The organism is Paenibacillus sp. KS1 (assembly GCF_001680695.1).
Taxonomy (GTDB): domain Bacteria; phylum Bacillota; class Bacilli; order Paenibacillales; family Paenibacillaceae; genus Paenibacillus_B; species Paenibacillus_B suaedae.
The window spans coordinates 22,895-41,602 of record NZ_MAIS01000007.1 but is presented as its reverse complement, the minus strand read 5'-3'; the positions used below and the strand labels follow the sequence as shown (position 1 = coordinate 41,602).

Genomic DNA, 18,708 nt, shown 5'->3' with positions numbered 1-18,708 from the left:
GACTATGCGACATTGGAGCTTTGGGAGCGGGACGTTTCGAAAGATCTTTCTATCCTATACTGCGATCTTGATCATCCCCATCATCGTATTCAGCACCTTAAATGTACAGCGGAACATCATGGAGGAGCGTCAGAAGCTGCATGAGAAGCATGTATCGGATGCAAATCGGATTGCGGCGGTTGTGGACAATAAATTAAGTGAGCTCAAAAATATTGCGAAGATGATTAGCATTGAATCATGGCTTCGGAAGATGATGCAGAATACGGATGTTTATGATGATGAATTTGATTTGTTGAAGATGCTCGAAATCCGAAGGAATTTCGAAAATTCAATTAACTCTACAAATGTACTATCTTTCGGCACAGTCATTTTTCCAGATAAACAACAGATGTTATCGACATGGGGGACATTTTCGGAAGACCACTTCTTCTCTAATATTGCTGTATTTGATGGAGATACACGGCAAATGATGCAAAGCGCTCTTCGGGAGCAACAGTATTTCAAAGTAATGGCGCCAGCAACGGTCAATTTGTGGGGCAGCAGTAAGAGGGTTATTCCTGTCCTTCAAAGTCTGGAGGTGGTCAATCACCCGCGGGCGGTACTGGCTCTATTTATTGACAGCGATTACTTCTCGGAATACATGCGTCGTTTCGGGAGTGTGGAATCCAAAGACATCTTAATTACGACACATGGGACGCCTATTTTCAAGCAGAGCCGGAATCCGGATAACGGGGTTCAGGAAAATGAGCAGACCTATGAGCTTGTTGTGCCTTCCCAAGAGAGCAGTCTGCAATATAAAATCTCTTACTTCGATAACAGTGTCATCGGTATCAATAACTTATTCAGTTCACTGCTGGCTATCTTGATCTCCATTGCGGTCGGCACGTTGTCGGCTTTTGTGCTGGCCAAGGTCAGTTACCGACCTCTAGGAACCTTGCTTCACAAGCTCTCCGCAGGGATTCGTTACGAGGAGGGTAAAAATAGTCCCGTATCCGGCTCTGAATACAATTACATTGAGGAATCGTTCGACCGGCTGTTGAGTGAAAATCAGGTGCTTCAGCAATCTATGCAGGACTACGAAAAAGCGGCGAAGTCGAATTTGTTCCTCCAGCTGCTTAAAGGGTATTTCGCCGATGATCAGCACTTGAACGGGTTGAAGAAATTCGGTATCGGCTATACCGAGGAAATGCATTATTGCACGATGTTGATCAGCTTTCATGCCATCCGTGATTTTTCCGATCTGGATAAGATCAGGAAAATCGAAATGATGACGATGGTAATCATCGAAAAAGTAATGAGTTGTCATCGGCTGGACTATGAGCTATTCGAAGTGACGAATGCGGACAAAGCTTTGATCCTATCCTCCACAAACCGATTTGGAGAAGATGGCATGATGGAACAAATTGCTGCCGGAATTACGGAAGAAATTGAACATACATGTGGTTTCCAGCCTTTTGTCCTGTATGGAACGATGGAGAAGGGGCTCGTTGGCATTAGTAAGTCGTACTATACGGCTAATGAAAGTTTGCAGTATACGTTGTTTTCACGGGAACATCTACAGGTCGTGCCGGAGGAGACCATTCCAAGCATCGTTGACTATTATTATCCGACAGATTGGGAGGTTCAGTTGATTAATAACTTGAAAATAGGGAACCTAGATACCTCGATGCAGATTCTTTATGAAATCAGCGCGGAAAACGGGAAACGAAACCTGTCTGAGGCAAGTACGATCAAGCTCGTTTCATTATTGATGGAAACGCTGCTAAGAGTGCTGCATGAGCTCAATCTCGATACGGGCATTTACGCGAAACAATTTGCCAATAGAGCAAAGGGCAGAAATACGGAGGAAATGTGGGGCTATGTGTTTGAAGTGGGAACGTTACTATGCGAGCGAAATCGGTATTCCAATACGTCATCGACGATTGAAGCTGGAAGTCAGTTGCTGCAGTACGTAAACCAAAATTATACGAGTGCCGACGTATCCTTAAAACAGCTTGCTGAAATCTTCCAGATGTCGGTCTCCAAGGCGTCTAAACTATTTAAGGAAGTCACCGGAATCAATTTCTACGATTATTTATGCCGGCTTCGCATTGAAATGGCTAAGGAATTGCTGCGAGAAAAGAAATGCGGCATTGATGACATCGCACGCCGAGTAGGCTACGAAAACGTATATTCGTTCAAACGTGCGTTTACACGATATGAAGGCATTAAGCCGGATGAATACATGGAATCGGCAGGCTGAATGAAGAAGGACACTTACTGGAGAAGTGTCCTTCTTTGACTGCAATCCTATATATCTGCTTCGTTATCCCTTGCTCGGATGAATGAACCCAGCGAGCGAGGCAGTCTCTCTCCACAACCGATCATGAGAGCTGGTCATGTCAGCCTGCAGCGGAGCTGAAATCGGCTGGAGATGCCGATACATTCGCTCATCTATGAACCAATCGCCTTCTTCAATTTGCCGTGCCGGCTCGTCCTTCCAGACATCAGTTAAGGCTGGACTGTAGGCGCGGTATGTAACAGAAAGTTCGGTTCGATCGGGCGGGATCGCCTGCTTCACAAAGCGGTGCGGCCAATAGTCTGCTCTCGATCCCGTATGAGGGGCCGCGCGCATGAAACGAACAGCATGATTATAAATATGGGGCGTATGGAACAGCAGCGCATACAGCTTCTCTCCGAACGCTATGCGTTCATCCAAGTCAGTAAAGTTCTCTAAATTAAGCCCAACGAGCGGAATCGCTTCTTCCTCTCGTGGAGATGGGACACCAAGCGGGAAAATGACTTGATTCATCTGCAGCCAACCATGCAATTGGAAATCCCATTCATTAAGCACATGCGCCCGGTAGGTGGGATTGCGCATGACTCTGCCTTCAATGACGTTCTGTTCGTTAATAATAAGTGCTGTCGTGAGCAGCGAACTTGTCTGCTGTACCCAGAAGCCGTCCCAGAATGGGGTCATGAAGGCAGATACGCCAAAAGCAGGAAGCAGATGGAACAGGCTTTTGCCGGCTCGGCGGCTGGCTGCATACAGCAGCAGCTGCGGATAGGCATCATGGAATATGAGTGCATTTGATCGTTCCAGCACTCGGTAGGTCCACAATCTATGGTTCGCACTCATAATGCGGGGTAGCCATTCTCCCTGCAAATCAGTCATACTCCAGCCGCCATTTCGTGAGACCATATGCGCGAGCAGGGCCCAATGCAGCTCTGGATAAGACTGATAGATTCGCGCATAGGCTGCAGTGCGTGTAATATTGTTGCGATTGGCTGTACGAACAGAGCTCTGAATTTGCCGGATGATCCGCCATTCCTCTGCTGAGAATTCCGTATCTCCTCGCTCTCGAAAGCTGCTGACTGTACCCTGCTGACGTACTTTCTCGTTCAGCAGTCTACTGGCCTGCTCTTCCGCACGTTTCGCTGCGGCGCGATTCCAATCAAACGACGGGCGTTCCCGCCATTGTAAGAGTTGTTGATAAAGTTCATTCCAAGTTGAACGTACGACACTATATGCCGTATCGAACGAGTGGCGCATCAGCTGTATCGCGTGGCGCATGCGCTTGGATAGATTGGACAGCATCGATTGTTCCCCTCCATTTCGAGACGACGATACGTGACCGATTTCATTGATTTTCTTCATAGTATGCCCAAAAACAGCCGTAGACGTTCATGTGTGGGGTTTGACTTTTCCATTCTCCAAATGTTATAAGTTCAAGAAAGCAGAAGTATCAGAATACATCTGCTGGATGTTGGATAAGAGAAGTTCCATGTTAGATTCTGTGAACTTAGTAGGGAGTGAAGCGTGTATGGAAAGAATAGAAACAGTTGAGCGGTTCAATGAGATCATTGCACAAGAGGAGCCAGTTGTAGCGGTATTTAAGACATCCTGGTGCCCAGATTGCCACTTCATCGATCCTTTCATGCCTGAATTGGAGACGAATTATGCAGGTAAGGTGACGTTCGTTGAAATCGATTCGGAGAAGCTCCTTGATGTTGCACAGCAATACCACATTCTTGGTATTCCAAGCTTCGTAGCCTTCAAGGGCGGCAAGGAAACCATTCGCTTCGTCAACAAGCTGCGCAAGACTCGTCCTGAAATCGAGCAGTTCGTTGATCGGGCAATTGCAGTTTCTGCAGCTGTATAATAAGTGAATAGTCACTCGATGCACATATGAGAACCGTCCCGCTGGTGGGGCGGTTTTTTTATTGCCTTGAAAGGATGTAGAGCGATTTACAGCTGAAGCAATCCGAAATTAGAAGTCAATCTTGTACATGAGGTAAGGGGGCTGGATGATCGATTTCAGAGAAGAAAGATGTAATATTTGTCACAATTTAGCCGTACACTCAGCTAGGAAATCTTGTATAATGGAGGACGATTGGAACTGTTTTCATAATTTGTAATGGCAAAAAATTGAACAACGGGTCAGGTGAAACTAGTGAACGCGAGCATCTACCGGATATTGAGGCGGTTATCTTACGCGGTTTGCATCGGTATGTTTATCGTAGTGTTAAACGGGGCGCTTGTAACGAAGACAGGCTCCGGAAGTGGCTGCGGCACGGATTGGCCACTATGCAATGGCAAGTTTGTTCCGGCATATACGATCGAATCCATGATCGAATACTCTCACCGATCTGTGACGGGTGTTGTAGGATTGCTTGTTCTGGCCTTGTTCATCTACGTTCTTCGCTATGCGAAGCATCATCGTGAGGCTCTATATTACTCTTCTCTCACCTTATTATTTACTATTATACAAGCAATTATGGGAGCGCTTGCGGTAGTCTTTACCCAGTCTCCGCCTGTTATGGCGCTTCACTTCGGATTCTCGCTGCTGGCGTTCGCTTCTTCCTTCATGATGAGTGTAGTGGCAAGGCGCTACGAACGCGGCATCGATTCTACATCTGTTGTAAACTCCGTTCGCGCAGAATTTCGGTATGGGGTATGGTTCACACTTCTATATACGTATATCGTAATATACGTAGGGGCATTTGTTAGGCACACGGACTCTTCAGGAGCATGCATGGGCTGGCCGCTGTGCAACGGGGAGTTGATTCCGGAGCTGTCGGGGGGGACGGGAATTGCCTTCATGCATCGTGTGGCAGCAGCACTATTATTTGTTGTAATCGCGATTATGTCACATTTTGCTTACCACAAACACAAGGACAATCGCGAGATTCAGTTGTGCGGCATTTGGGCGCTTATCCTATGTGCAGCACAGATTGCAAGCGGCGCGGTCGTTGCGAGTACGATCACGAATCCTGACTTATTCCTATTTGCAAGCTTATTACATACGGTATTGATTTGTGGACTGTTCAGTGTACTCTGTTATATGAGCATCCGAGTCTGGCAGCTGCGGCAAAAATAAGGATCGTTTCTCCTGGCTGTGATGGTGGTAAGAAGAACCGAAGAAGATTGAGTTTGAGTTATAGAATGGATTCAGTGGTTATAAATAAAGAAGCAGATCGCTTACTGTTGGACAATAGAGATTGTCAACGAGAGGCAAGCGAGCTGCTTCTTTTTCTCTGAGAAACATTCATTGGATTAGGCGCCTTCCTTTACTTGCTGTGTTTCATTCGAGTGCGCACCGAGCAATACGATAGATGCAGCAGCCTTTGCTGCTGCCAACCAGCGAACATTCCACGGCTTGCGTACGATAACTTGATTGTTGTTTTTCATATCATTCTACCTCCAATTATTTTTGATGTGTTCCCTTTGATGACCTCATTATACCTGTAGACATTCTGCTCGTACCATGTAATCGGCTTACGGCTATCTTACAATGTCGTAATAATGTCGTAAGTTGTCTGCTTGGTCAGGCTTTAGGTTCATCAAAAAAACAGCTATACTACAGAAGAGGAAGTTTTCGTTTGTCATCAATGCCCGCTTGTGAACGCAAATTATTGCAGACATCCTGCGGCATCCATGTAACTGTTCATGTACAGCAACACAGATACGCTTATTTTTTTCAAGGAGGGCTCGTAGTTGTCATTTACGAATATACGCGACTTTGTCGACACGCTGAAGCGTGAGAATGACCTCGTCGTTATTGAAGCGGAAGTTGATCCGTATTTGGAAATTGCAGAAATTCATCGACGCGTCATTGAAGAGGGAGGTCCTGCGCTTCTATTCACCAATGTGAAGGGCAGCCCCTTTGCAGTGACGACGAACCTGTTCGGTACGATGCGCCGGGTGGATATGGCCTTCGGAACGCGTCCTGAGCAGCTCGCGAATAAGTGCGTAGAGGCCGTAAACCGTCTAATGCCTCCATCGCCGAAGAAGCTGTGGCAAGAGCGTTCGACGGTGAAAGAGCTCCTTAGCCTTATGAAGGTTGGCATGAAGGATGTATCTTCTTCGCAAGCTCCAATTATGCAGGTGAAGCGTACAGACAAGCCGATGCAGGGCTTGCCGGCATTGACGAGCTGGCAGCTGGACGGAGGTCCATTTATTACGCTTCCATTGGTCTATACCGAACATCCGGAGCTGAAGAGCGCTGATCACAATCTCGGTATGTACCGAATTCAAATTTACGATGACAGCACGACAGGTGTGCATTGGCAAATTCAAAAGGGCGGCGGCCTCCATCATCATGAGGCTGAGCTGCGCAATGAAGCGCTTCCGGTATCCGTCATCGTGGGCGGGCCGCCGGCGCTGATTGCGGCTGCGATCGCTCCACTGCCGGAGAAGCTCCCTGAGCTGTTGATGGCATCATTCGTCATGGGTGAGCGTCTTCCAGTGGTAGACAGCGGATTCGAAGGACATCGCATCCCAGCGGAAGCAGAATTCGTTGTCCAAGGGTACGTTCCACCACATGAGCGCCGCATGGAAGGGCCATTTGGCGACCACTACGGCTATTACTCATGGGCGCATGAGTTCCCGTTCCTGAATGTGAAGCACATGTACCATCGCAAGAATGCGATCTACCCAGCTACAATCGTGGGCAAGCCGCGTCAGGAAGACTACTATTTGGGCGAGTATCTGGTTAGATTGTTGTCGCCAGCGTTCCCGATGGTTATGCCGGCGGTACGCAAGGTACATCCATATCCAGAAACAGGCGTTCACTCGCTTGCCGCAGCTGTTGTACGTGAGAGCTATTCTCGTGAGGCGCTTCTGTCTGGCTTCCGTATTCTTGGCGAAGGGCAGCTCAGCTTGACGAAGTTCTTGATGTTGACGGATCAGCCGGTTGACTTAGAGAACTTTGCAGAGCTTACGGAAGCGGTGCTAGAGCGCTTCAAGCCAGAGACGGATCTGTACGTGATTAATAATACGTCCCATGACACACTTGACTATACGGGGCATAAGCTGAACCATGGCAGCAAGGGGATATTGCTCGGCGTGGGCGATGTAGTCCGTGAATTGCCTGGCGTGTACGAAGAAGGCCCGATCGATGAGATTAACGATGTGGCTGTATTTTGCCGTGGCTGCTTGACAATGTCAGGTGCTTCGTATGAAGCAGAACCACAGCTGGCGGAGCGATTGCTACATCGTCTTGCTGCACAAGAGACGAAGTGGCCGCTCGTCTTCCTCGTTGACGACGCTCAGGTTGCCAATACGCAGTTGTCGTTCTTGTGGACGGTGTTTACGCGATTTAACCCCGCATCAGATATATACGCGGCAATGGAAGTCCGTAATCACCATCTCTCGTATAAATTGCCAATTGTTATCGATGCCCGCATGAAGCCAGGCTACCCAGATGAGTTATTCCCGCGTGAGGATATTGTGGAATTGGTCGACCGCCGTTGGAAAGACTATTTCCCAAACGGAATTAAGCGGGGGTGAGTTCCATGCTGCGCAGCTTGTTCGGGGAGCCGCCCCGTGTTGACAGCGGAACGTTGAAGGATGCAATGGCGGGGATGGACAACTATTTGGAAGCAATACGCAGTCGCATGGAGGGAACAGGCGATCCCGATCACTTCTGGCGCAAGATAGAAGTATGGACAGTCGGACTGAAGACCTCCTTGGATGAACTGGAACAAAGCGTATATGCGTCTGACAAGTTCGCCGATCGTGTGTCGAAGCATTATGAGGCCGAGATGTCTGAATCGGAGCAGGATGATTATTACCGGTACGTCTATTTTTATAAAAATGGATTTATTCGCGTGTTCTCGATCTTGGACAAGCTTGGAACGATGCTGAATACAGTGCTGTCCTTGGAGACCGAGAGGGTGAAGCATCATTTCTCTTACTTTACGGTGCTTCGCCAATTGCGCTTCAAGGGACAGCATCCTGAATTGGAACATGCCCTGCTGGCATTGAAGGAGCAGCATGAAGATGCGCTTCAGCGGCTGCGCAAGCGACGCAATATGGAGATTCATCATATGAACCCAGAAATGCAGGATGATTTATGGCAGCGGCATCGCAGCTTGAATGACAAAATTAAGCTTGAGGATATTCAGGCCAATGTGGCAGATTTGCAGCATGGTCTGGAGATGGTGTGTGGCGCATTAATCCATGTGTTTCGACTGCTTCCCGTCAAGTAATGGAATTGAAAAGGGAATAAAAGTTAATTGACAACTTTCACCTGCTGCATTATACTCAACTTAATTTCATAACTGTTTTCTTATCAAGAGTGGCGGAGGGACAGGCCCTGCGAAGCCCGGCAACCGATCTTGCAACCCGGATGCATAACAATAAGTTATGCGATTGCAAGATGTCAATGGTGCTAATTCCTTCAGAACGTAATGTTCTGGCAGATAAGAAAGGGAGAGTCGATTTTTCATCTGGTTTCTTCACAGAATACCGAACGTTCGCCCCCTTTTGGCATCTGCCAAGAGGGGGCTTTTTGCATGAACGTGCGGCCCCAAAATGGAGAAGTGAAGGCAGCCAAGGCAATGTGGTATATTTGGCGACAGTTATTGAGAGGATACAGCATACGAATAGATGAAGATAAGGCTGTAGCGCCTATCTATTCTAGAATGTGGCTAGCATGAAGGAAGGTGACGATTCCGTTGATTCGGTTGGAACATATAAGTAAGCAATATGGTGCTAACGGCAAGGTGCAAGGGCTGCTGGCACTGGATGATGTGAGTCTGTCGGTTGAATCTGGCGAGATTTATGGAATTATCGGCCATTCAGGTGCAGGGAAGAGTACGCTGCTGCGCAGCATTAACCTGCTTGAGCGGCCTACGGCAGGCGTAGTTGAGGTAGACGGCGTTAACTTAACGAAGCTGTCGAAGTCGGCGCTACAGCAGCAGCGGCGCAAAATCGGGATGATTTTTCAGCATTTTAACCTGCTCAGTTCAGCAACGGTATATGACAATATTGCATTTCCGATGCGCCTGGCGGGAACATCCAAGGATAAAGTAGAGAAGAAAGTAAATGAGTTGATTAGGCTTGTTGGTTTGGAAGAACACAAGCATAAATACCCGGCTCAATTGTCAGGTGGACAAAAGCAGCGCGTAGGGATTGCGCGTGCGCTTGCGAATGATCCGAAGGTGCTGCTCTGTGATGAAGCAACCTCGGCGCTAGATCCGCAGACGACGAATGCGATCTTGGAGCTGCTGCTCGATATTAACCGCAAGTTCGGAATTACGATCGTGCTGATCACCCATGAGATGCACGTCATCCAAGCGATATGCGACAAAGTTGCCGTTATTCATGGCGGGAAGATTGCTGAGGCAGGCAAGGTTGTAGACGTGTTCTTGAAGCCTCAGCATCCGGTAACACGCGAATTCATTCTTGAAGAGCGCAGCGATGCGGATATTCAGCCTTGGGCGGCATTCAAGAGCCAGGCTGCTGAGCATTCCCGTGTTGTGAAGATCAACTATTTGGGTGATGTCACGTATGAGCCGGTGCTGCATCGTGTCCTTACGGAAGCGGGCGTCAGCTTCGCGATACTGCAGGGAACGATCTCTCGGATGAAGGATACTCCTTACGGCCAATTGGTCGTTCGTCTAGATGGCGACACAAGTGCTGTAGAGCAATCATTATCTTCTCTCCGGGCGCAGGGTCTTGAAGTGGAGGTGATTGCGTGATGAATTTCGATTTCTCTACTGTCAATTGGAGCGACGTGTCTTCGGCTACTGGAGAAACATTGCAGATGATGCTGTTCTCTGTACTATTCACCTTCCTTGTTGGCTTGCCGCTAGGCGTGCTCTTGTATTTAACTGGGCGCACGGGTAGCAGAGCTGGGAAGATCGTATATAGTATCTTGTCATTCATTGTAAACGTGCTGCGTTCAGTACCGTTCGTTATTCTAATGATTGCGATCATACCGATTACACGAATTGTAGTAGGCACATCTATCGGTGTAGAAGGAACAATCCCGCCGCTCGTTATCGCGGCTGCACCATTCTTCGCTCGTCTCGTGGAGACGTCATTGCGTGAGGTTGATCGGGGCGTTATTGAGGCAGCACAGGCAATGGGAGCATCCACTTGGCAGATTGTATATAAGGTTCTGCTGCCCGAAGCGATGCCAGGCTTGATTGCAGGGACGACGATAACGGCGGTTACGCTCGTATCGTATACAGCGATGTCAGGTCTCATTGGCGGCGGCGGTCTCGGTGACCTAGCGATTCGCTACGGATACCATCGCTATGAGATTGAAATGATGATCGTGGCGATCGTTATTATGGTTATACTCGTACAGGTGCTGCAATGGATTGGCGATGCATTTGTTCGCCGCTATACAAGGAAATAAAAAAATATTGTGCTGAGTCAGTCATTTCATGGTTGACGGCAGCACAAAATATGATATAATCCCAGTAATTCAATTGGAATTATCGGTAGTTACGAGTTGGATGAAATGATCATTTGAATCAAAACCTAATAGGCATAGGAAGCACGCTCTTAGGAGCTTCAACTTACAAATATTCATCAATTAAAATGGGGATCTTGGAAGGAGTAGTGAATGACATGAAAAAGTGGACTTTTGTATTAACGCTTATTACACTCGTAGCGGTACTCGCTGCTTGCGGCAACAAAAATACAGCAGGCGATAACACGAACGCATCTGGTGAGGCAGGCAAGTCTGGCACAGAAAAAGTGAAGCTTGTCGTAGGTGCAACACCGGTGCCTCATGCAGAAATACTGAATCATATCAAGCCGAAGCTGGCTGAGCAAGGGATTGAGTTGGAAGTTAAGGAGTTCACGGATTATGTTCAGCCGAACGTACAAGTACACGAGAAGCAGCTTGATGCGAACTTCTTCCAACATAAGCCGTACTTGGACAATGAAGTGAAGACGAAGGGATACAACCTTGTAACTGTAGGCAATATTCACGTTGAGCCTTTCGGAGGTTACTCCAAGAAGATTAAGTCGGTTAGTGAAATTGCAGATGGCGCAACGGTATCGATTCCGAACGATGCAACAAATGGCGGACGTGCGCTGCTCTTGCTGGAGAAGCAGGGCATTATTAAGTTGAAGGATGGCGTAGGTCTGGAAGCAACGGTTAACGACATTGCTGAGAATCCGAAGAACTTGAAATTCAAAGAGCTGGAAGCTGCAATGCTGCCTCGTACGTTGGATGAAGTTGACTTCTCGCTTATCAATACGAACTATGCACTGCAAGCGAACTTGAATCCTACGAAGGATGCGTTGTTCATTGAAGATAAGGATTCTCCGTATGCGAACATCTTGACGGCTCGCGAGGACAACAAGGATAGTGATGCTGTGAAGAAATTGCTTGCAGCTTTGCAGTCTGACGATGTGAAGAAATTTATTGAAGATAAATACCAAGGTTCGATCGTACCTGCATTCTAATTGTAGAATACTTTCAATGAGAGAAGCCCTAGAGGCAAGCTGCCTTTCGATAAGAAAGGTGGAGCTTGCTGCTAGGGCTTTTTTCTTTGTAATCTAGGTGGAAGGGATTCAAGTACATTGCATTGCGGAGCGGGACAGTTTGTCTACATCAGTGTCCAATGCAAAGTTGTTCTGCCAAGGCAAATATCTTATACTGAACGTGGAAGTTCTTTGAAGCGCTCAAAAGGAGGATTACGACGTGGAACAGCAGCGTAAAATTGCTCTTATTACGGGGAGCGCCAAAGGCCTCGGGAAGATGACAGCTATGACATTGGCCGAAGCCGGGCATGATATTGTCTTAAATTATGTACATAGCGAGGCAGAGTCTGAAGCACTGCGGCTCCAGCTCGAGAAGACGGGAATACGGTGTATTGCCATTCGCGCGGATATTTCCAAGCCGGAGGAAGTGAAGCGGCTCGTTACTGAAATGAATGAACGCATCGGTATGGCTGATATTGTGGTGAACAATGCTGGGCCGTTCATCAGAGAGCGGAGATTGTTCGCGGATTACTCGGAAGAGGACATTATGTATTTATTGAATGGGAATCTAAGTGGTGTCATACTGCTCGATCATTTGCTGCTCGGATCGATGCGGAAGAAGGGATGGGGGCGCATTATCCATTATGGCTTCGGCCATGCGTCTGAGGCGCGTTCTTGGCCCCATCGGGCGGTGTATGCCGCAGCCAAGGTGGGACTAGTGTCTTTCACGAAGACACTGGCGGTAGAGGAAGCACAGAATGGCATTACGGTGAATATGATTTGCCCTGGCGATATTCGTGGTGACAACAAGGAGCGAAAAATCGAGGATGTACTTCATCTAACCGATGACGAAACGCCGCGCGGCCGTCCCGGCAGTGGTGAAGATGTGACACGAGTCATCCGCTTCCTATGTGAGGATGCTTCTGACTTTATAACTGGTAATATTATTAATGTCTCAGGCGGACTCGATCCTATTCGTACAACGATTAGCTCGAAATCCTAATGCTGCATGTACGCCCGTCGGCTGACAGACACAGCGGTTGCTGTGCCCTGTTGGAACGAGGGCGTTTTCATATTTTGGAGAAGAAGGAGGGACGGATGCGGGATGTCCTAAGCTCTTTCTGATTTCGCGTGATAGGTGGTATGAAGATATGAGTTGGCTGACCAAGCAATTGGCGCAAGCAATCGTCTCACGGACGATGCAGGTCATTGGGTACAATGTAAATGTGATGGATGAGCGTGGGCGGATCATTGGCTCGGGCGACCTGTCCCGCATTAATCAAAAGCATGAAGGGGCACTCATTGCCATTGAGCGCAAGGGAAGGTTCGAGATCGATAAAGAGAGTGCACGCAATCTTCATGGTGTTATGCCGGGGACGAATCTTGTTATTCAATTTCGTGGAGAAGTTGTCGGCGTTATCGGGATTACGGGAGATCCTGCTGAAGTGACGAAGTATGGGGAACTTGTCAAGATGACAGCTGAGATGTATTTGGAGCAGGCGGATTTGTTGGAAAAGGCGCGCTGGGATAAGCGGATGAAGGAGGATTTCCTCTTATCGGTCATTCATGCGGAACCGGGAGATCAAGCCATGCTTCGCCTGCAGGCGGAACGAATAGGCCTGAAGCCGGACAAGCCTCGTGTTGCTTGTATTCTGGAGCTTACGGATGAACAGGATGCGGATTCAGTGCCTACACTGCGCAGAGTTGTAGAACTGTTGGAAGGGCGGCCGACAATTGATCTTATCGCGATACGGAATACGCGGCAAATCGTCCTATTCAAGCCGCATTTGCACCCACGGAAGCCGAATATGGATATATGCGAGGGAATACGGCAAATTCGGAAGTTGCTGGAAGAGAAGCAGATTGCACCTCTTCGTATCGCGGTGGGCAAGGCTTATTCAGGAATTGATGGGCTCATCGCATCCTATCGCTCTGCTCAAGATACGATGCGCGCGGGTCAAGCAATCCTGCCTGAGCATACGGTCTATTACAGTGAGGATATGCCAAATGAGACGGTGCTGGCGAATGTGGGCCGCAGCTGGGTTACGGATGAAATGGAGCAGATGTGGCAGCGATTCATCCAAGAAGATCGGAGCGGGGAATTGAGGCAGACTCTGCAGGTGTATTATGAGGAGAGCGGCGAGCAGCAGCGGATTGCACAGCGGCTGGCCATCCATCGCAACACGCTCCGTTATCGTCTGCAGCGGATTGCGGATGTGACAGGCAAGGATCCCAAGAGCTTTCGCGATTTGTATACGTTAATGTCGGCGTGGTGGATTCACGCGATGCTGCGCAGTAATGAGTCTTAGCCAGTTAACAAAGGAAAGGCTGAGCATGTCTATTTCATGTATCCTATTTCACATACCGGCCTGATAGCAGCAAGACAAAGGTTGATTGATCTTGTATTGTGCATTTGAACAAAAAATACACTTTATAAAGCGCTTCATTTCATGTTTATGCATGATGAAGCGCTTTCATATTGGAGGTAAAGTAAAGGTACAACAACGAAACACTGCATCTTCAAGGAGGATGGGGACTATGACAGTAACGGTATCTGTACTTGGTGCACTGGCGGCTTTAGTGGTTGCTATCGTGCTTATTTTACGAAAAGTCCCACCGGCGTACGGTATGATGATTGGCGCGCTGGTAGGCGGCGTAGTCGGAGGAATTGGTTTAATTGACTCCGTAACGCTAATGATGGACGGAGCCAAGACGATGATTCCAGCAGTGCTGCGAATATTAGCAGCAGGTGTTCTTGCAGGCGTATTGATTGAATCAGGCGGAGCGAAGACGATTGCAGAGACATTAGTACGCAAGGTAGGCGAGACTCGCGCATTGTTCGCACTAGCTTTTGCGACGATGGTATTGACAGCTGTTGGTGTATTTATCGACGTGGCGGTCATTACGGTGGCTCCAATCGCACTTGCAATTGCGCAGCGTGCAGACTTGTCCCGTATGGCGATATTGCTCGCTATGATTGGGGGAGGCAAGGCAGGCAACATTATGTCGCCGAACCCGAACGCGATTTCTGCGGCGGATGCTTTCCATATCCCGTTGACTTCGATAATGGCAGCAGGAATTATCCCAGCTTTGATTGGTTTGTTCGTAACGTATTGGATTGCGAAAAAGTTGTCTCATAAAGGAACGAAGGTAGCAGGTGTAGAGCAGGTGGAGGATAGCAAGGAGCAGCTTCCTAGCTTTCTTGCTGCAATGATGGCGCCAATAACAGCAATTGCATTGCTGGCCTTGCGCCCGATTGCAGGCATCGCCATTGACCCCATTATCGCTCTCCCTGTTGGTGGTTTAGTAGGGGCACTCTGTATGGGACGCATTACACAGATTAACCGATATGCAACCTCTGGACTTGGCAAAATGACGGGTGTTGCCGTCATGCTTATCGGGACGGGGACACTTGCCGGAATTATTTCGAACTCACAATTGAAGGATGTTATTATCGATGGCTTGACGGCTTCAGGCTTGCCAGCCTATTTACTTGCACCAATCAGTGGTGCCTTGATGTCTCTGGCGACAGCGTCCACAACTGCAGGTACTGCGGTAGCAAGCTCGGTATTCGGTTCGACCATTATGGAGCTTGGCGTCGCATCCTTAGGGGCAGCAGCAATGATACATGCGGGCGCTACGGTATTCGACCATATGCCGCACGGCAGCTTCTTCCACGCTACTGGCGGCAGCGTGAATATGGCGATGAAGGAACGTCTTCGTCTTATCCCCTATGAAACGCTAATCGGTCTCGTGCTCGCTATCGTATCTACGCTCGTATTCGGTGTCTTCGGCTGGTTCTTGTAAGCCAAGGCAAGGACAATACAATGCGTTGTGACGAGGCATGACCCCGCTAGTGCAGGTATAACTGAGAAACAGCTAATGCACAACTCGGCGAGAAAGAGAGAAAGTCAGATTGCATGGATAGGAGTGGATCAGTATGAAATTCGTAATTGCTCCAGACTCTTTTAAAGAAAGTTTGTCTGCGTGGGAAGCATGTCAGGCGATTGGCCGCGGCTTGGGGCGGGTATTCCCGGAGGCGGAACTCGTATATGTACCGATGGCAGATGGCGGAGAAGGGACCGTGCAGTCGCTTGTAGATGCGACAAGCGGCCGAATTGTACGGACAACAGTAACAGGGCCGCTTGGAACACCTGTGGAAGGATTCTATGGCGTCTTAGGCGATGGCAAATCCGCAGTTATTGAGATGGCTGCGGCATCGGGACTGGCGCTTGTTCCACCGGCACAGCGGAATCCACTCGTTACGACGACGCGGGGGATGGGAGAGCTGATCCTATCCGCATTGAATGAGGGGGTAGAGACGATTATCCTGGGGCTTGGAGGCAGCGCTACGAATGATGGCGGCGCTGGGATGGCTCAAGCGCTTGGTGTACGGCTGTTAGCTGAGGATGGGACTGAAATTGGTGATGGAGGCGGAGAAGTCGGTCGTATTGCACGCATCGATTTGAGCGGTGTTGACCCTCGGCTTGCGAAGGTGAAATTCGTAGCGGCCTGCGATGTCGACAACCCGCTTATCGGAGAGCGTGGAGCATCGGCAGTATTTGGCCCCCAGAAGGGAGCTACGCCGGAGATGGTGAAGCAACTGGATGCGAACTTGGCGCACTACGCGGCGAAGATGCGGGAGGACGTCGGTTGTGATGTCGCCCATATGCCAGGCGCGGGGGCGGCCGGAGGGCTTGGGGCAGGCGTGGTGGCTTTTCTGCAAGCTGAATTGAAGCGAGGAGTAGATATTGTCATCGACGCAACCGGCTTAGCAGATCATGCAGTTGATGCTGATGTGGTCATTACCGGTGAAGGCAAGATTGATGGACAGACCATTTATGGCAAGACGCCAATCGGCGTAGCGAAGACGGCGAAGCTGCATGGAGTCCCAGTTATCGGTATTGCGGGCACGCTTGCAGCTGGACATGAAGTGGTTCATGAGCACGGTATCGATATGGTATTTACGATTGTTCCGGGGGTCACGACATTAGAGGAGGCCTTAGGACAAGCTGCTGACAATATGGAGCGTACTGCTTATAATATCGGCATGGCCTTGAAGCTCGGAAATCAGCTGAAATAACGGAAGAATGATGGGGGAGAAGCTGCAGTTAAGCGAAGCAGCCGTAGCAGTAGCAGCTATCCAGCAATGTTGCTGTATCCATTATTTAGCAGTGATGAGTTAGCGCAAATGCCATGACATGATTCGGGATTGAAAAAAGGCTGTCCCCGGCAGATTCAACTGCTGGTGGACAGCCTTCCTTCTTATGAAGTCCAATTATTCAATTTAGAATACTTGTACGACTTCTGTAATGCCTTCCACTTCTTCCACCAAAGCGCGCTCAATACCCGCTTTCAATGTGATTGTGGAGCTTGGGCAGCTGCCGCAAGCGCCCATCAGGCGAAGCTTAACGATGCCGTCTTCAACATCAACCAATTCAACGTCGCCGCCATCGCGCTGCAAGAACGGGCGCAGTTTATCCAACACTTCCAGCACTTCATCGTAAACTGTGCTTTGTGCATTTTCACTCATCTATGACAACTCCTTTCATCCATGCTGATTTTATTATATTATAAAGCTATCCGAATTCAAAGGCGCAACATGAAAGCGGGGGATAATGTCAATGCGACCAATCATAGAATTTTGTGTGAATAATATGCATCACGGGACAGATAATGTCATGAAGCGCCTAGAAGGCAACCCGGAGTATGACGTGCTGGAGTATGGCTGTCTAGGGAATTGCGGGGAGTGCTACATGTTTCCGTTTGCATTAGTAAATGGTGAAATCGTTGCTGGGGAAACGGCAGATGAGTTATATGACAAAATTATGATCAAAATAGAGGAAATAAAAGCATGGGAGCAGCTGGACATCGATTGATGCCGCTGCTCCCATGTTTTGTTAATCATAGAATGATTGCAGGTATTATCCGAAATGGTTCTTAGACATCCATAATACACCGCTCTTAATGACGCGAGGCACATACCCTACAACGGCACGCTTGCCAACAACGCCGAAGCCGGATTTTTTGCCTAATGCACCAAGCACGCCCTTCAGCTTAATTTTGCCTAAGCGAGGAGTTTCCCCGTTCCATCTCGCCCGAATGACATCCGCGATCTGCTCCCCTTGGGCGCCTGCTGCTTGTGCGCTAGGCGAGAACGGGAGGCTTGCGCAATCTCCTACAATGAAAACATTCGGATATTCGGGAATGTGATGATATTCGTTAATGATGACACGGCCCTGTGGATCCTTCGCAACTTGGAGCTGCTGTACCGGAGCAACAGGCTGAATGCCGGCAGTCCATACGGTAACGTCCGACAAAATCTCTTCTTCAATGTCTTCTTTCCGGTTATAGATGACTCCATCCTCGAGGTGGCTAACATTCACAAAAGAACGAAGCTCAATATGGTGCTCAAGGAACCAGCCAGAGACAAAGTGAGAGAGCTTCTCCGGGAACGCAGATAGCACGCGCGATCCCCGATCCAGAATCCGGATATTGAGATCAGGTCGGCTCTCACGCAGCTCTGCCGCCATTTCAACACCGCTAAGCCCACCGCCCACAATGCTTACGTGTCCGTATGGACGGATGTCATTTAGCAATTGATAGGTGCGTCTTGTACTGGCGAGTGATTGAATGCTGTTGCCGAACTGCTCGGCGCCTGGAATGCCATGATACTTATCCGTGCAACCCAGACCGATGACTAGATGATCATAGGCGAGTGCATCTCCATCTGTGAAGTGGACAATCTGCCCGTTCAAGTCGATGGATAGTACATTCCCATAATGAAGGTGCACGCGCGGATCATCCGGGAAGGACACGCGAATGTCCATATCCGACACCGTTCCGGCTGCTAGTGCATAATATTCCGTCTTGAGGCCTTGATAAGGCATGCGGTCAACTAATACAAGTTGTACATCGGAAGGCAGCTCGCCCTCCAACAACCGACTAATGATGGCCAATCCTCCGTAGCCGCCACCGAGTATGACGTATCGTTTCAT

Annotated in this window: 18 protein-coding genes and 1 riboswitch; of the genes, 14 read left to right on the top strand and 4 right to left on the bottom strand. The window is 48.9% G+C overall.

Translation table 11 applies throughout. The annotated features are described in order from the left end of the window. Nucleotides 1-4 precede the first annotated feature (4 nt). Nucleotides 5-2,242, top strand: a complete 2,238-nt coding sequence (locus BBG47_RS04175) for a helix-turn-helix transcriptional regulator (protein ID WP_065290646.1) — start codon at nucleotides 5-7, stop codon at nucleotides 2,240-2,242. A 63-nt stretch (nucleotides 2,243-2,305) separates the two neighbouring features. Here the strand turns inward: BBG47_RS04175 and BBG47_RS04170 are convergent, their stop codons facing one another. Next, a complete protein-coding gene (locus BBG47_RS04170) occupies nucleotides 2,306-3,577 on the bottom strand; it encodes a DUF2515 family protein (RefSeq protein ID WP_065290645.1) in 1,272 nt (423 codons plus the stop codon). A 226-nt stretch (nucleotides 3,578-3,803) separates the two neighbouring features. Here BBG47_RS04170 and BBG47_RS04165 point away from each other — a divergent pair, with 226 nt between their 5' ends. Beyond that, nucleotides 3,804-4,142 (top strand): thioredoxin family protein, encoded by a 339-nt coding sequence (locus BBG47_RS04165; protein ID WP_065290644.1) that lies wholly within the window; start codon nucleotides 3,804-3,806, stop codon nucleotides 4,140-4,142. Nucleotides 4,143-4,433: 291 nt separating this feature from the next. Beyond that, nucleotides 4,434-5,360, top strand: a complete 927-nt coding sequence (locus BBG47_RS04160) for a COX15/CtaA family protein (RefSeq protein ID WP_083189075.1) — start codon at nucleotides 4,434-4,436, stop codon at nucleotides 5,358-5,360. 176 nt (nucleotides 5,361-5,536) lie between these two features. Here the strand turns inward: BBG47_RS04160 and BBG47_RS31045 are convergent, their stop codons facing one another. Then, entirely contained in the window at nucleotides 5,537-5,671 is a 135-nt protein-coding gene (locus tag BBG47_RS31045; RefSeq protein WP_265332122.1) for a hypothetical protein, read from the bottom strand. Between the two features lie 306 nt (nucleotides 5,672-5,977). On the opposite strand from BBG47_RS31045, the gene BBG47_RS04155 reads away from it, so the two are divergent. From BBG47_RS04155 to BBG47_RS04115, 10 genes are all read left to right on the top strand, one after another. Then, nucleotides 5,978-7,771 (top strand): UbiD family decarboxylase, encoded by a 1,794-nt coding sequence (locus BBG47_RS04155; RefSeq protein WP_065290643.1) that lies wholly within the window; start codon nucleotides 5,978-5,980, stop codon nucleotides 7,769-7,771. A gap of 5 nt (nucleotides 7,772-7,776) precedes the next feature. Next, nucleotides 7,777-8,472: a Cthe_2314 family HEPN domain-containing protein gene (locus BBG47_RS04150; protein ID WP_065290642.1), complete on the top strand. Its 696-nt coding sequence runs from the start codon at nucleotides 7,777-7,779 to the stop codon at nucleotides 8,470-8,472. A 77-nt stretch (nucleotides 8,473-8,549) separates the two neighbouring features. Further along, nucleotides 8,550-8,692: riboswitch (SAM riboswitch) on the top strand. An 86-nt stretch (nucleotides 8,693-8,778) separates the two neighbouring features. Next, nucleotides 8,779-8,922 (top strand): hypothetical protein, encoded by a 144-nt coding sequence (locus BBG47_RS29810; protein WP_161627349.1) that lies wholly within the window; start codon nucleotides 8,779-8,781, stop codon nucleotides 8,920-8,922. Nucleotides 8,923-8,940: 18 nt separating this feature from the next. Continuing rightward, nucleotides 8,941-9,966 carry a methionine ABC transporter ATP-binding protein gene (locus tag BBG47_RS04145; protein WP_021258552.1) on the top strand — a complete coding sequence of 342 codons (1,026 nt, stop codon included), beginning with the start codon at nucleotides 8,941-8,943 and terminating at the stop codon, nucleotides 9,964-9,966. Continuing rightward, entirely contained in the window at nucleotides 9,966-10,631 is a 666-nt protein-coding gene (locus BBG47_RS04140; protein ID WP_021252621.1) for a methionine ABC transporter permease, read from the top strand. The genes BBG47_RS04145 and BBG47_RS04140 overlap by 1 nt, the downstream gene beginning before the upstream one ends. Before the next feature lie 215 nt (nucleotides 10,632-10,846). Beyond that, the gene (locus BBG47_RS04135) at nucleotides 10,847-11,692 is read left to right on the top strand and encodes a MetQ/NlpA family ABC transporter substrate-binding protein (RefSeq protein ID WP_021252622.1); all 846 of its coding nucleotides are present in this window, start codon (nucleotides 10,847-10,849) and stop codon (nucleotides 11,690-11,692) included. A 238-nt stretch (nucleotides 11,693-11,930) separates the two neighbouring features. Continuing rightward, nucleotides 11,931-12,713: an SDR family oxidoreductase gene (locus BBG47_RS04130; protein ID WP_083189074.1), complete on the top strand. Its 783-nt coding sequence runs from the start codon at nucleotides 11,931-11,933 to the stop codon at nucleotides 12,711-12,713. 148 nt (nucleotides 12,714-12,861) lie between these two features. Continuing rightward, complete coding sequence (locus BBG47_RS04125) at nucleotides 12,862-14,019, top strand: sugar diacid recognition domain-containing protein (RefSeq protein WP_065290641.1); 1,158 nt, start codon at nucleotides 12,862-12,864, stop codon at nucleotides 14,017-14,019. Nucleotides 14,020-14,248: 229 nt separating this feature from the next. Further along, nucleotides 14,249-15,517 (top strand): GntP family permease, encoded by a 1,269-nt coding sequence (locus tag BBG47_RS04120; RefSeq protein WP_021252625.1) that lies wholly within the window; start codon nucleotides 14,249-14,251, stop codon nucleotides 15,515-15,517. A gap of 133 nt (nucleotides 15,518-15,650) precedes the next feature. Further along, nucleotides 15,651-16,793, top strand: coding sequence for a glycerate kinase (locus BBG47_RS04115; RefSeq protein WP_065290640.1), 1,143 nt, complete (start codon nucleotides 15,651-15,653; stop codon nucleotides 16,791-16,793). A 204-nt stretch (nucleotides 16,794-16,997) separates the two neighbouring features. Here the strand turns inward: BBG47_RS04115 and BBG47_RS04110 are convergent, their stop codons facing one another. Next, entirely contained in the window at nucleotides 16,998-17,243 is a 246-nt protein-coding gene (locus BBG47_RS04110; protein WP_021252627.1) for a NifU family protein, read from the bottom strand. Nucleotides 17,244-17,334: 91 nt separating this feature from the next. On the opposite strand from BBG47_RS04110, the gene BBG47_RS04105 reads away from it, so the two are divergent. Continuing rightward, nucleotides 17,335-17,589 carry a YuzB family protein gene (locus tag BBG47_RS04105; protein WP_021252628.1) on the top strand — a complete coding sequence of 85 codons (255 nt, stop codon included), beginning with the start codon at nucleotides 17,335-17,337 and terminating at the stop codon, nucleotides 17,587-17,589. 45 nt (nucleotides 17,590-17,634) lie between these two features. Here the strand turns inward: BBG47_RS04105 and BBG47_RS04100 are convergent, their stop codons facing one another. Then, nucleotides 17,635-18,708 carry an NAD(P)/FAD-dependent oxidoreductase gene (locus BBG47_RS04100; protein ID WP_065290639.1) on the bottom strand — a complete coding sequence of 358 codons (1,074 nt, stop codon included), beginning with the start codon at nucleotides 18,706-18,708 and terminating at the stop codon, nucleotides 17,635-17,637.

What these genes read in the sequence shown, in the direction of transcription:
- BBG47_RS04125 (WP_065290641.1), top strand. Translation starts at nt 12,862, where the DNA reads ATGAGTTGGCTGACCAAGCAATTGGCGCAAGCAATCGTCTCACGGACG.
- BBG47_RS04165 (WP_065290644.1), top strand. Translation starts at nt 3,804, where the DNA reads ATGGAAAGAATAGAAACAGTTGAGCGGTTCAATGAGATCATTGCACAA.
- BBG47_RS04135 (WP_021252622.1), top strand. Translation starts at nt 10,847, where the DNA reads ATGAAAAAGTGGACTTTTGTATTAACGCTTATTACACTCGTAGCGGTA.
- BBG47_RS29810 (WP_161627349.1), top strand. Translation starts at nt 8,779, where the DNA reads ATGAACGTGCGGCCCCAAAATGGAGAAGTGAAGGCAGCCAAGGCAATG.
- BBG47_RS04110 (WP_021252627.1), bottom strand. Translation starts at nt 17,243, where the DNA reads ATGAGTGAAAATGCACAAAGCACAGTTTACGATGAAGTGCTGGAAGTG.
- BBG47_RS04175 (WP_065290646.1), top strand. Translation starts at nt 5, where the DNA reads ATGCGACATTGGAGCTTTGGGAGCGGGACGTTTCGAAAGATCTTTCTA.
- BBG47_RS04120 (WP_021252625.1), top strand. Translation starts at nt 14,249, where the DNA reads ATGACAGTAACGGTATCTGTACTTGGTGCACTGGCGGCTTTAGTGGTT.
- BBG47_RS04100 (WP_065290639.1), bottom strand. Translation starts at nt 18,708, where the DNA reads ATGAAACGATACGTCATACTCGGTGGCGGCTACGGAGGATTGGCCATC.
- BBG47_RS04150 (WP_065290642.1), top strand. Translation starts at nt 7,777, where the DNA reads ATGCTGCGCAGCTTGTTCGGGGAGCCGCCCCGTGTTGACAGCGGAACG.
- BBG47_RS04170 (WP_065290645.1), bottom strand. Translation starts at nt 3,577, where the DNA reads ATGCTGTCCAATCTATCCAAGCGCATGCGCCACGCGATACAGCTGATG.
- BBG47_RS04115 (WP_065290640.1), top strand. Translation starts at nt 15,651, where the DNA reads ATGAAATTCGTAATTGCTCCAGACTCTTTTAAAGAAAGTTTGTCTGCG.
- BBG47_RS04140 (WP_021252621.1), top strand. Translation starts at nt 9,966, where the DNA reads ATGAATTTCGATTTCTCTACTGTCAATTGGAGCGACGTGTCTTCGGCT.
- BBG47_RS31045 (WP_265332122.1), bottom strand. Translation starts at nt 5,671, where the DNA reads ATGAAAAACAACAATCAAGTTATCGTACGCAAGCCGTGGAATGTTCGC.
- BBG47_RS04105 (WP_021252628.1), top strand. Translation starts at nt 17,335, where the DNA reads ATGCGACCAATCATAGAATTTTGTGTGAATAATATGCATCACGGGACA.